The sequence below is a fragment of the Rhizobium sp. N731 genome, from assembly GCF_001664145.1.
GTDB classification, from domain to species: Bacteria; Pseudomonadota; Alphaproteobacteria; order Rhizobiales; family Rhizobiaceae; genus Rhizobium; species Rhizobium esperanzae.
The window spans coordinates 476,829-488,789 of record NZ_CP013605.1 but is presented as its reverse complement, the minus strand read 5'-3'; the positions used below and the strand labels follow the sequence as shown (position 1 = coordinate 488,789).

At 61.6% G+C, this 11,961-nt stretch carries 10 protein-coding genes; 1 reads left to right on the top strand and 9 read right to left on the bottom strand.

Going from position 1 to position 11,961, the window contains the following annotated elements; translation table 11 throughout:
- The 9 genes from repC to AMK02_RS27435 form a co-directional block, all read right to left on the bottom strand.
- Entirely contained in the window at window positions 1–1,281 is a 1,281-nt protein-coding gene (repC, locus tag AMK02_RS27475; RefSeq protein ID WP_064807927.1) for a plasmid replication protein RepC, read from the bottom strand.
- 211 nt (window positions 1,282–1,492) lie between these two features.
- Window positions 1,493–2,467: a plasmid partitioning protein RepB gene (gene repB / locus AMK02_RS27470; RefSeq protein WP_064807925.1), complete on the bottom strand. Its 975-nt coding sequence runs from the start codon at window positions 2,465–2,467 to the stop codon at window positions 1,493–1,495.
- A gap of 69 nt (window positions 2,468–2,536) precedes the next feature.
- Window positions 2,537–3,745 carry a plasmid partitioning protein RepA gene (gene repA, locus AMK02_RS27465; protein WP_064807923.1) on the bottom strand — a complete coding sequence of 403 codons (1,209 nt, stop codon included), beginning with the start codon at window positions 3,743–3,745 and terminating at the stop codon, window positions 2,537–2,539.
- 240 nt (window positions 3,746–3,985) lie between these two features.
- On the bottom strand, window positions 3,986–5,047 hold the full coding sequence (locus AMK02_RS27460; RefSeq protein ID WP_064807921.1) for an ABC transporter ATP-binding protein: 1,062 nt from the start codon (window positions 5,045–5,047) through the stop codon (window positions 3,986–3,988).
- Window positions 5,048–5,069: 22 nt separating this feature from the next.
- On the bottom strand, window positions 5,070–5,924 hold the full coding sequence (locus AMK02_RS27455; RefSeq protein ID WP_064808011.1) for a sugar phosphate isomerase/epimerase family protein: 855 nt from the start codon (window positions 5,922–5,924) through the stop codon (window positions 5,070–5,072).
- 43 nt (window positions 5,925–5,967) lie between these two features.
- The gene (locus tag AMK02_RS27450; RefSeq protein ID WP_064807919.1) at window positions 5,968–7,206 is read right to left on the bottom strand and encodes an ROK family transcriptional regulator; all 1,239 of its coding nucleotides are present in this window, start codon (window positions 7,204–7,206) and stop codon (window positions 5,968–5,970) included.
- Window positions 7,207–7,249: 43 nt separating this feature from the next.
- Complete coding sequence (locus tag AMK02_RS27445; RefSeq protein ID WP_064807917.1) at window positions 7,250–8,092, bottom strand: carbohydrate ABC transporter permease; 843 nt, start codon at window positions 8,090–8,092, stop codon at window positions 7,250–7,252.
- A complete protein-coding gene (locus tag AMK02_RS27440) occupies window positions 8,089–9,018 on the bottom strand; it encodes a carbohydrate ABC transporter permease (protein WP_064807915.1) in 930 nt (309 codons plus the stop codon). The genes AMK02_RS27445 and AMK02_RS27440 overlap by 4 nt, the downstream gene beginning before the upstream one ends.
- A 237-nt stretch (window positions 9,019–9,255) precedes the next feature.
- Window positions 9,256–10,554 carry an extracellular solute-binding protein gene (locus AMK02_RS27435; protein ID WP_064807913.1) on the bottom strand — a complete coding sequence of 433 codons (1,299 nt, stop codon included), beginning with the start codon at window positions 10,552–10,554 and terminating at the stop codon, window positions 9,256–9,258.
- Between the two features lie 345 nt (window positions 10,555–10,899).
- Between AMK02_RS27435 and AMK02_RS27430 the strand changes: the two genes are divergently transcribed.
- Window positions 10,900–11,946, top strand: coding sequence for a Gfo/Idh/MocA family protein (locus tag AMK02_RS27430; RefSeq protein ID WP_064808009.1), 1,047 nt, complete (start codon window positions 10,900–10,902; stop codon window positions 11,944–11,946).
- Window positions 11,947–11,961: the final 15 nt, after the last annotated feature.

The window sequence follows — 11,961 nt, the reverse complement described above, 5'->3', positions numbered from 1 at the left end:
TCAGCTAACTTCGGCGATTGGCGGATCCTTCGCTCGCAACAGCGCCGTCAGCATCGGGCCGAGCGCGAATTCGCCGCGTTCGGCGCGACGCGTGAGATCCCTGAGATAGCCGCCGGCGGAGGTGATGCACCCTCCCCTTTGCAGAATGCAGGCCATAACGATGGCGGCATTTTCCGGCCCCATCACCGCACAGGCTTCCTCGTAGGCCGACGGGCCGACACGCAGCATCGTGCGCACGGTGACCGCCGCCGTCATGAGATCCCGCCAGCTGCCGATCGCTCCGCCCGGGCCATAATCGGCGATATCGGGGCAAGCCTTCAGGACCGTGCCGAGCGCGAAGGATTTCACTCTCCCGGCATCCGTCCGAACAGCTCGCAATCCCTGCCCGCCATCCCCTCGCCTGCCCTGATCATTGTCTTTCAGCCCTGACCTCGGTTGATCGTCCCGCCTCGCCTCCTGCGCCGTTTCCAAGCCCGGTTCAGATTCAGATAGGGATTCGGAGTTCGAATTCTGTATATGGCGCTCAAACTGGGATTCACTGGTGCTCGCAATTTGCATTTTCTCTCGCGATTCCAATATGTTGATGATAGCGAGGCGGAGCATCTCCAGTTCCTTTAGAAGCGGCGGCAGATTTTCGGGTGTTGCCGCCTTCGGGATACGTTCCAGCAGTGCGTGAAACAGCGAATAAATCCGCTCCCACTCGCCGGGAACGGCTTCCTCGACGGCTGCGGCGATGAGCTTGGCGATGTCGCGCCGGCAGATCGTCAGCCGTTCCTTCATCGCCCGCAAGATCTGCCGGTCGGCGGCGAGCCCGGCGGCCATTGCCTCGATCTCCGAGGCGCGGGCCAGAAGCGGGGCGAGACTGAAGCCATAGGCCTGGTCGATGCCGCCTGCTCTGCCGCGGCGGACATAACGCTTGCCGTTCGGGCTGTCCTTGCGGGAGATCAGGCCGGCCTCGACGAGCACGGCCAGATGCCGGCGGAGCGTCGCGGCGGCCATGCCGCGTGCTCGCAGCGAAAGCTGCACATTCGAGGGAAAGACCACCAGCCCTTTTTCGCTGGAGAGTTCGTCCTCGGGATAGAAGCTCAGCAGCGCATCGAGCACGGTGAGCGCCCGATCGGTCACGCCGAGCCCTGCCCGCGCCTCGCAGACGGATCGGAACAATTTCCATTTGTTGCGCGTCGTCCCGGCCGCAATCGCTTCGCCGCGCCGCTGTTTCAGCAGCAGGGCAAGCGACATCGGCCGCCGCCCGAAGGGCGTCGTCACAGATTCACTCTCCATTTCCTTCACCTCTGGTCAGGCAAAAGAAATCCGCTCACCGAAACGATGCGAGGAGGAAAAGCGCTGCAGCGTCATTGCCACGTCTGAAAAGACGCGGAGGCGCTAGAGGACTCTTGACTGGGATTCGTGAAAATGCGATTCTCTGTCTTGCTAAGGATGTGAGAAGGGCTTCCACGACTCGTTCGTTTGGGGGCCTTTTTCTTTTGCGGTTTCAGTCTCCTTGTTTGCCTTCCTCGGCGAGGAATTGCTCGTAGAGCGCATCCAGCCTGCTGGAGAGAAAGTCTCCGAACCGGCCGGCATTTCTCGCCTTCATCGAGAGCGAGAACGCCTTGCCGTCATTCTTCATTTCCGCCTGAACCGCCTTATCAAGCGGCTGCCAACTGACCTTCCTCGCGGCGATGGTTTTCTTGACCGGCCGTGCGCTTTTGTTCAGCGCCGCATAGAGCGCCTCGAAACGTTTGTCGGAAGATAGCTGATAAAAATTGTCGTCTTGCAGGACCTTGGCGACACTTGCCGCATTGGCCGCTTTGCCGGCGAGCAGCGAAAGTTCCACCCAGCGTTCGCGACCGACGCCGGGCGCCGCGCCGATCGCCTGGACGACCTCCGACGAGAGGCGATCCATGACCGACAGCATCTTCGAGACTGAAGCCGCGTTGGCGGCAAGTGCTGTCGAGATAACCTCCCTGTCATAGCCGAGCTCCTCGAGCCGTCTGGCGAACAGCGCCCGCTCGATGAAGGTGAGGTCCGCGCGCGCCGAATTCTCCTGGCCCTGGGCGATCACGTGGGTCCGGTCGTCGATCGTCTTGACGACGGCGCGGACATTGCGGCCGAGCTTGCGGGCGGCGCGCAGCCGCCGATGGCCAAAGACCACCTGATAACGCCCGTCGATCCTGGCGTGGGGACGCACCAGGATGGGCGTGTCCTGCCCGCGCGCCCGGATCGCTTCCACCAACGCGTGAAAATCCTCGTCATCCTCTGACAGGCGATCCTTGACGAAGGAGGCTTCGACGAGATCGGGGTCGAGATCGACCACCGCCTCGCCCTCCAGGAATTTTTCCGCCTGCTTGGCAAGCTCATCCAGCGAGCGGACGAGCGACCGGCCTGCCCCGCGCATCGGATAATTCGGCGCGCCGGCGTTTTCATCCGGCATATCGGCCAGCCCTTCAAGCAGATTCTTTCGTGCCATCGCTTCCTCCGATTGCGGTCATTGCATTGATTTGCTTCACGGAAACGGCGAATTTGTCAGCCGACAAATTCACCGCTCCCATGCCTGGTGGATGAGGCCGGCGATCTCCGCGTTGACGGAGTCCATCGCCTCCAGCGCGCGATCATAGGTTCCCCGGTTCATCGAGGCGCGCTCGACCTCGTAGAGCGTTTGCTTGGTGATCCCGGCATCCGAGATCGCGGTGGATTTGACCATCTGGTTCTTCAGCATGAACTCGTGGAACATCGTCGACATGAAGCCAACCATCTGCGCCTGCGGCACGTCGGTCGGCTCGTAGCGGGTGATGAGATAGCGATACCAGGAGAGGTTCACCTCGGCGCCGGCGGCGCGGATCGGCTTCAGGATGCCGCCGAGCATGAGCAGGAACTGGCCCATCGACATGACGTCGAGCATCTGCGGATGGATGGTGATCAAAACGCTGGTCGCCGCCGTCAGAGCCGTCAGCGTGAGGTAGCCGAGCTGGGGCGGGCAATCGATGACCACGACGTCGTAGCGGTCATCGACCTCAGCGAGCGCGCGCGAGATACGGGTGAAGAAGGTCTTGCCGTCATTGCTCGACTTGTCGGCCATGGCGAGGGGCGTATCGTACTCGTATTCCTGCAGGTCGAGATTGGCCGGCACGATATCGAGGCCAGGAAAATTCGTCTTTTGGATGATCTCGGAGAGCGGCTTCTTCTCGCCGTCATAGCGGATCGCCTCATAGAGCGAGGAGGCCTGGTCGAATTCCGGCTGGAAGCCGTGCAGGGAAGAGAGAGAGGCCTGCGGATCGAGATCGACGGCAAGCACGCGATGGCCGGTCAGCGCCAGATGCTGGGCGAGATGGGCTGATGTCGTCGTCTTGCCCGAGCCGCCCTTGAAATTGACGACGGCGATGACCTGCAGCTTCTCATGGCCGCGGCGATGGGGCACATACATGCGGCTCTCGGAGCGGCCATGCGCATCGAGATAGCGCCTGAGCTCCAGCATCTGCTCGGCGCTGTAGGAGCGCCGCCCGGAAGGCGAAGTCTGCGGGCAGGGGCCTTTGCCTTCGAGATGCAGTTTCTTCAGCGTGCTCTGCGAGGCCCCGACATAATTGGCGACCTCGGCCAGGGAAAAGCGGCGCAGCGTCTTCTTTGCGTTCGGCGGAAAGCGCTGCACGCTCAAAAGATGCAGCTTCTTCGAAATGACATCGCCGTGCTCGAGAATCTGATCCTCGAAATGCAGCGGCGCGGCCTTCAAGGCGTTCGAATTAGCGTTCATCGGCAGCAATCTTTCGGATAACGATTTTCGGGATCAAAAGCCCTTCTAACCGTTATTATCCGCGATTCTCCGATGCCGGCCAAGAAATTTAAGGTTAACGCATATTAACCTTTTCGGTGCTTGTTCAAGCACTTGCCGGCTCTCTGCGTGATGTCCGGACGACCGGGGATCTTGGGCCGGGGGCGCGGCGAACGCGCCCCCGGCGGCACCCGGCCGAAGGGGAGGGGTCATTCGGCGGGCTTAGCTCAGTGGCGCTTCGCCTGTCGTGATGCGCTGTTCGTCTTCGCCGAACAGGTGAACGGTGTCGTGACCAGGGGCGATCCTCAACACGTCGCCTGGGGCGGCCCTGATCCGCTCGCGGAAGACGCAGGTCAGCGTCTGCCCTCCGAGCCGAACAAGGACGAGTGTTTCCGAGCCGGTCGGCTCGACGACGACAGTCGTCACTTCGATGCCATGGGGGTCGAGCATGATATGTTCGGGGCGAATGCCGTATGTCACTGCATTGCCCGGCCGGCGTTCGCTCGGCAGTAGCAGGCCGTCCACGGTTCTGAACCCGTCTTCGCTCATGCTGCCCTTGATGAAATTCATCGCCGGCGAGCCGATGAAACCGGCGACGAACAGATTGTTCGGGCGGTCGTAGAGTTCGAGCGGCGACCCCGATTGCTCGATCAGCCCGTCCTTCATGACGACGATCTTGTCGGCCATGGTCATGGCCTCGATCTGGTCGTGGGTGACGTAGATCGTCGTCGTCTGCAGCCGCTGGTGCAGTTCCTTGATTTCCGAGCGCATCTGCACCCGCAGCTTGGCGTCGAGGTTCGACAAAGGCTCGTCGAACAGGAAGACGGCCGGATCGCGCACGATCGCCCGGCCCATGGCGACGCGCTGCCGCTGGCCGCCGGAAAGCTGTTTCGGATAACGCTCCAGCAGGTTTTCCAGCCCGAGGATTTTTGCAGCATTGCCGACGCGCTGATCGATTTCCGATCTTGGCATGCGCTTCATCCGCAGCGAAAAACCCATGTTCTTGGCCACCGTCATATGCGGATAGAGCGCGTAGTTCTGGAACACCATGGCGATGTCGCGATCCTTGGGCGCAAGCTCGTTGACGATGTGCTTGCCGATCTGGATTTTCCCCGAGGTGATGCCCTCCAGGCCGGCGATCATCCTGAGCAATGTCGATTTCCCACAGCCGGACGGGCCGACCAGGACGACGAATTCGCCGTCGCCGATATCGACGGACACGCCTTTGATGGCCTTGAACGCGCCGTAATCCTTGCGCGCATTGCTGACCGAAACATGGGCCATGAAATTCCTCCCGAATTCGCCGTCAAAGACCGTTCAAGACACTTTTGAGATAATCGAGGCCGAGGCGCTCGCCTTGCCTGCGCGCGGCCAAGTCCTTGCCCGGCCAGCCATAGGCGGCATCCTCGTGCTCGATCGACAGCGTGCCGTCAAAACCGTAGCCGCGGGCCTGCTTGAGGAAACGCGGCCAGTCGAGCAAGCCGAGCCCCGGCAGCTTGTATTGCCACCAGCCCTTGCCGTGATAGCCGAGCGCCTGCAGGGCCTCTTTATCGATCGCCGTATCCTTGGCGTGCAGAATGGCGATGCGATCCTTAACCGCCTCCAGCGCCCGATAAGGATCGACACCGATGCGGATGAGGTGCGAGGGATCGAATTCGAGGCCGAAGCGGCGGTCCTCGATTCGGCGGAAAAGCTCCTGCCATCCCTTCGGCGTCGTTCCGATGAAATTGTCTTTCGGACCCGGCCAGTTCTCGATGGCGAAGGTGAGGCCGCTTGCCTGCGTCTCTGCGATCAGCCCGTTGGCGAAATCGGCGAAGTTATCATAATTGACGTCGTCGCTCGCCGTGTCGTCGCGGCCGGGAAAGATGACAAAGATCGGAACGCCGGCCTTGCCGACCACTCTGGCAAATTCGGAGGTCCTTGCCCGAAGCTCACGGCGCTTGTCGCGGTCGGCATCGAGCTGGTTGCCGAAAAAGGTGATTGAGGAAACGAAGAGGCCGCGGCTTCTTGCGAGCGTAACGGCGTCCTCCACCCGGTCGGGCGTCTTGATGTGGCCGCCGACATCGATCTCGATCGCATCGAACCCCGCCGATGCGGCGAAATCCACCACTTCCTCCAGCGGGCGGTCATTGAATGTCGAGGTATAGAAGCCGATCTTCACCATATCCTCCGATCTTCATCAAAATCCAGGCACTGCGGCCGTTTCAACTGTTCAGCCGATCCATGAATTTCAGCGGCGAGCGCGTGCGTTGCGCCACATCTGCCGATGCGAGCATGAGGGCCGCCGCCATCGGCATCGCCGCCGCGCCCATGGCCGAGGCATCCTCACCGATCGAGGCGCGATGCAGCGAGGGCAGGTTCGTGTCCTCGGCGTCGAGATGTTCGTGCACATACCGCAGCAATTCATCGACGATGCGGATCGGCAGCCGGCCGCCGACGAGCACGGCGTCGGGATCGACGATCATGGCGATATGTTTGACGGCGACGGCGAGATGCGCGCTCATTTCCTTCAGCCACTGCGAAACGAGGCGCTTGCCGCGCGCATCGAGCGCCAGCAGATCCTGGGGCACGCTCACCTTGATCCCATGCCGGGCGAGGAATTCATAGAGGAAGAACAGCGAAAAGATCTCACCGAGAAGCTGAACCTTCTGTGCCTCGCCGTCGCGGCCGTCGGCAATCGGAAGCCAGCCGATCTCGCCGCTGAGGCCCATGGCGCCGCGATGGCCGTTGCCGTCGAGAACGAGGCCGCCGCCCGGGCAGGCATTGACGGCGATATAGAAGAAGCTGCTGCTTTCCGCGCCGAGGCCGTAGTTGAGCTCGGCAAGGGCGGCGGCATTGGCCTCATTCTCGGTGAAGACGGGATGCGGCGTCAGGTTCTCCAGTGCGGCGCGCACGTCGAAATCAGTCCATTCCTGATAGGCATCGGGCTTGCCGAGTAGCGAGATTTCGCCGAGCCAATCCGGCATGGCGAGACCGATGCCGGCAAGGCGCGCATCGTCGATCAGCCGGCTGCGCTGGAAATGCGAGATCGCATCTGATGTCAGCTGCATGAATTCCGACGGCAAGATGAAGCGCTTTTCGTGATGCACCCGGGCGCGCACATTGCCGACGGCGTCGACGGCCAGAATCGTTAGATGGTCGCGGTCGATATTGATGCCGATCGCGTAATAAGCATCCGGATTGATCTCGAGCTCGATCGCCGGCTGGCCCCTCAACCCATGCCGACGGCGGGCTTCCATGATCAGGCCCTCGTCGAGCAGGCGGTCGACGATGCGGGCGATCGCCGGTTTGGTAAAGCCGGTTTGCCTGGCGATCTCGGCGCGTGAAATCGGCGCCTGGCGGTGGATGCAGCGGAGCACGACGGCCCTGTTGTGCTCGCCCGCATCTTCGACATTGGCGCCCGTCAGATCGGGAGAGTGCCTGGCGCCGAGTGTCTGGTTCATGTGTTCAATCCTTCCGCACGCGTGAAGAGTGAAGCAGACCTCTTCATCCCTTCACCGCGCCGCTGGTCATCGCACCGAGGATCAGCCTCTGGAGCGACAGGAAGGCCACGATCGCCGGAACCACCGCAATCAGGCAGGCGGCGGCAAGCAACTGGATGGATGAGTCGGTCTGCATGCCGCGGAAGTTAAAGATTCCGACGCCGATCGGCATCAGGTCATTTTTGGTGAGCAGCAAGAAAGGCACCAGGAATTGCGACCAGCCGGCAATCACGGTAATGATGAAGACCGAGGCGATGCCCGGCGCCGACAGGGGCAGGATGATGCGCCAGAAGACCGAGAAGCGGTTGCAGCCGTCGATCATCGCCGCCTCGTCGAGGCTGCGCGGAATGCCGTCGACCGTGCTTTTCAACAGCCAGGTCGCCAAGGGAACGCCAAGCGCGATATAGACCATGACGACGGCGAAATGCGTATCCAGCAGTCCGAGGCGGTTCATGTAGCGATAGAGCGGCACCATGATGACCAGCGGCGAAATCATCTGGAAAAGCAGCAGCCCCATCATCGACAGGCCCTTGCCGCGGAACTGGAAGCGGGAGAACGCGTAAGCGGCGGGCAAGGCAACGATCAGCACGCCGAGCCCGCTTAGAGCTGCAAGCTTCAGGCCGTTCCAGAGATAGATCGGAAAATAGCTGTTGTTCAGAACGGTGATGAAATTCTGGATGGTGGGGTTGTCGGGAATGTAGCGCGCCGCGCCGCGATAGACCTCGCGCTTGTCACGTAGCGCCATCGACAGGAGATAGGTGAGGGGGCCGGCGAAGAAGACGAACATCACCAGCATGAAGAAATAGCTCATGGCGTCGCCGAGCCGGGTTCCGGTGCGTCCGCTCATTGCTCTTCCTCCTTCGGCAGGAACGAGGCGTAGACGAAGGCGAGCCCGAGGCTGATGATCAGCATCAGCACGGAGAGCACGCTGCCGCCGGAGAGATCGTAATTTCGGAAGACGATATTGAAAACGTAGAGCGAGATCACCTCGGTCGCGCGCCCGGGTCCGCCGCCCGTCAATGTGATGATCGCATCGAAGGTGTTCACCGTCTGGATAGTGATCAGGATCATGTTGACGAGGATGGCGGCGCGCAGCTGCGGCAACGTCACGAAGAAGAACTGCTGCGATGCGTTGGCGCCGTCGACCTCGGCGGCTTCGTAGAGCGAGGGATCGATCGATTTCAGCGCCGCATACATGACGACCATCGAAAAGGCCGTGCCCCGCCAGATGTTCGAGATCAGCGTCGACCACGGCGCCATCGCCGGGTCCGAGAGCCAGGCGACGGTCGGCATGTGCATAAGCCGCAGAATACTGTTCAGCGCGCCGTAAGGCGCTTCGGAAAACAGCATCTGCCAGATGATGCCGCCGGCAATGCCCGGCACGACCCAGGCCACCAGCGCCGTCGTCCTCAGAATCGTGGTGCCGAACAACCCGCGCTTTTCGCCGCGAATGACGGTGACGGCGACCGCAAGGCCGAGGATCTGCTGGCCGATGACGCTGCCGCCGACGAAGATCAGTGTCGCCCAGAGAATGTCGGGCAGCTGCGGCGAGCTCAGCGCATTGGCGATCGAGCCAAACGTATATTGCTGGTTTTCGCCGATCAGCGTCGCATTGGTGAAGGAAAGCCGGAAAACGTCGATGACGGGATAGAGGTAGAATATGCCGATGACGACGATCACGGGCATGATCCAGGGCAGGGGTGCACCGGCGAACCGGCGCATGAACGTTCTGCTTTGAGGCGGGCTGTCAGCCTCGATGGCAATAGGGCTCATTGGCTTCTCTGTCCGGGTTTGGCACTGTCGACGGCGCCTGCTGACAGGCGCCGTCATGCTCAGATGCTGCCCCTCACCCGAACCCTCTCCCCGTAAAAACGGGGAGAGGGGACGTGCCCCGCGAGGCGCTGGTGAGGGACGGAGAGATTGCGGTCTGCCCCTTCGCCCCGCGTGCGGGGAGAAGGTGGCGGCAGCCGGATGAGGGGCTGGCCGCGATCCCTGAGCTCAGCCGTGGCATCACAGGCGCTTGTAAGCCTCCATCGCCGCGCTGAATGCGGCATCCAGGGCTTCTTCCGGTTTCTTCGTTCCCGAGAGCACGTCGCCCATCATGATCTGGATCTGGTTTGATATTTCCGGATAGATCGGCACGCCCGGACGCGCCTGGCCGTCGACGAGGGCATTGGCGAAGGTCTTGTTGGCTTCCGTCGAGAAGACCTCATACTTGTCGAACAGTGACTTGCGGGTCGGCAGCTGCTGCTGCAGCGCGTTTGCCGGTCCCATATAGACCTCGCGCGCCAGGTTGGCGCACATCTCGATCTTCTCCTTGTCCTTGCTGAAGGAAGCGATCGTCCAGCCGCCGGTGCCGGTCGAGCGTTCATTGGCCGAGGGGCCGGGGATCGGCGAGAAGGTCCAGTTTTTGAAATCGTCCTCGTCGAGCGTCGATTTCAGCTGAGCATATTGCCAGTTGCCGCCGATGAAGAGCGCCGTCGTCGCAGCAGCGGCCGCCGCGTTCATGTCGTCATAATTGGCGATGGTGGTGACGCGCTTGGGGGCCGCGCCGGAATCGACGAGATCCTTGAAGTAGTTCAGCGCCTTCAGGAATTTCTCCTTGTTCTCGCCTTCGCCGAAGATGGGCTTGCCAGAGTCGTCGACGAGCTTGCCGCCGAGCGCCCAATAATTGGCGAGCCAGTCGAAGGTCGTGCCTTCCCAGCGCCCGCCGTTGAAGAGCACGCCTTCCATGCCTTCCTTGGTGGAGGCAAGGGCTGCCTTCTTCAGGTCGTCCCAGGTTGCAGGCGCATCAGCGACGACAGACTTGTTGCGATAGAGCACGCGAAGGTCCGTATCCCACCACCAGGCGCGGATCGTCTGATCCTTGTCGGTGATGCCGCTGCGGATGAAGGGGAAGAGGTCGTCCACTTCTTCCTTGGAGAAGTAGGGCGTGAAATCGGCCAGCACGTGGTTGACCATGAACTGCGACAGCACGAAGGAGTCGACGGCGGCGCAGTCCGGCGCATTGCCGGCCTTGGCCTGTTCCAGCATCTTGGCCTGTTCGGTGCCGATGTCGGAGGACATGAATTGCATCTGCAATTTCCAGTCCGGGTGCTTCTTGATGAAATCGACGAAGAGCTTCTGGTAGCCCTCGGCGATGGCGGGGTCGGAATTGTTCGGGCTGTCGTTCGTCAGGCGGACGACGAGGGTCTTCGGCGCATCGGCAGTGCCGATCCGGTCTTTGGTGGCAAGTTCCTGGGCAAAAATCGTGGATGCTGAAAATAAGACAGTGCTCAGCGCCAATGCGCTGACGGTTGCGCTCTTCATGATGGGTCTCCTCCCCATTTTGAACGAATACAGCCTGGCGGTCGGTTGACCTCTCCTCATTTCCGTGCTGCATTAATTAGATTAAGTTACTTTGATTTGATGTCAAGCCAGAGCTTGGGAGGATGAGATGCTGGCGACATTCAACAGCAGCTAGCGCACGCCTCGGTTTTCGGAAGGGATGTGCGCCAAATTAAGTTGTCGAGCGCGCCTTACGGACGCCCGGTGCATCCAACCCGCAATTTTCCTGAAGAAGAGTCCCGATCGATCGCGGATGGCCGCGATGGTGTCGGTTCGTCTTGGCCCGGCCGCAGCGGCAGCCGGAAACTGAAGTCCATGGAGGAGAAGATGCGTTTACTCATTGTCGGAACCGGCGGCATGGCCAATCAGCACGCCGCCCACTTCAAGGCGATCGAAGGCGTGAGCCTCGTCGGCGGCGTCGATGTCGTGCCCGAGCGGCTCGCGGCCTTCTGCACCGAACATGGCGTCGCCAATCACTTCGCCACGCTCGAGGAGGCGCTCGCCTGGGGCAAGTTCGATGCGGTGGCGAACGTCACGCCTGACCGCATCCACCATCCGACGACGCTGCAGGCGGTCGCCGCGGGCAAACATGTCTTCTGCGAAAAGCCGCTAGCCACCGATGCCGTGAAAGCCATGGAAATGACCGAGGCGATCGAGCGGGCCGGCAAGGTCGGCATGGTCAATCTCACCTATCGCAATTCGCCGGCGCTGCAGAAGGGCCGGCAGATGGTGCTTGCCGGCGAAATCGGCGCGGTGCGCCACGTCGAGGCGTCGCATCTGCAAAGCTGGCTGGTCGGCCGCCATTGGGGCGACTGGAAGAGCGAAAGCAAATGGCTCTGGCGGCTGAGCAAGAAGCACGGCTCGAACGGCGCGCTCGGCGATATCGGCATCCACATCGTCGATTTCGCCTCCTACGGCTCGGGCCTCGACATCGCCCATGTCTTCGCGCGGCTGAAAACCTTTGACAAGGCGCCGGATCATAAGATCGGCGAATATGATCTCGACGCCAATGACAGCTTCACGATGAATGTCGATTTCACCAATGGCGCGATCGGCACAATCCAGGCGACACGCACGGCCGCCGGCCAGATGGATCAGCTCCGTCTCCGGGTCTATGGCGAAACCGGCTCGGTCGAGATGATCTACGATACCGGCAAATCGACGCTGCGCGCCTGCCTCGGCGAAGACGTGCACACGGCGACCTGGCGCGACGTGCCTTTCGATCCCGTCGAGACGAACTATCAGCGTTTCGTCCAGGCCGTGCGGGCGGGCAAGACCCAGGAACCCTCGTTCCGGCGCGCCGCCAACCTCCAGAAGGTGCTCGACAAGGCGCTCGCCTCCGATCTCAGCCACGCCGACGAGACGCTTGCGTAAGCCGGTCAAGCGCGC

What these genes read in the sequence shown, in the direction of transcription:
- repC (WP_064807927.1), bottom strand. Translation starts at nt 1,281, where the DNA reads ATGGAGAGTGAATCTGTGACGACGCCCTTCGGGCGGCGGCCGATGTCG.
- repB (WP_064807925.1), bottom strand. Translation starts at nt 2,467, where the DNA reads ATGGCACGAAAGAATCTGCTTGAAGGGCTGGCCGATATGCCGGATGAA.
- repA (WP_064807923.1), bottom strand. Translation starts at nt 3,745, where the DNA reads ATGAACGCTAATTCGAACGCCTTGAAGGCCGCGCCGCTGCATTTCGAG.
- AMK02_RS27460 (WP_064807921.1), bottom strand. Translation starts at nt 5,047, where the DNA reads ATGGCCCATGTTTCGGTCAGCAATGCGCGCAAGGATTACGGCGCGTTC.
- AMK02_RS27450 (WP_064807919.1), bottom strand. Translation starts at nt 7,206, where the DNA reads ATGAACCAGACACTCGGCGCCAGGCACTCTCCCGATCTGACGGGCGCC.
- AMK02_RS27445 (WP_064807917.1), bottom strand. Translation starts at nt 8,092, where the DNA reads ATGAGCGGACGCACCGGAACCCGGCTCGGCGACGCCATGAGCTATTTC.
- AMK02_RS27440 (WP_064807915.1), bottom strand. Translation starts at nt 9,018, where the DNA reads ATGAGCCCTATTGCCATCGAGGCTGACAGCCCGCCTCAAAGCAGAACG.
- AMK02_RS27435 (WP_064807913.1), bottom strand. Translation starts at nt 10,554, where the DNA reads ATGAAGAGCGCAACCGTCAGCGCATTGGCGCTGAGCACTGTCTTATTT.
- AMK02_RS27430 (WP_064808009.1), top strand. Translation starts at nt 10,900, where the DNA reads ATGCGTTTACTCATTGTCGGAACCGGCGGCATGGCCAATCAGCACGCC.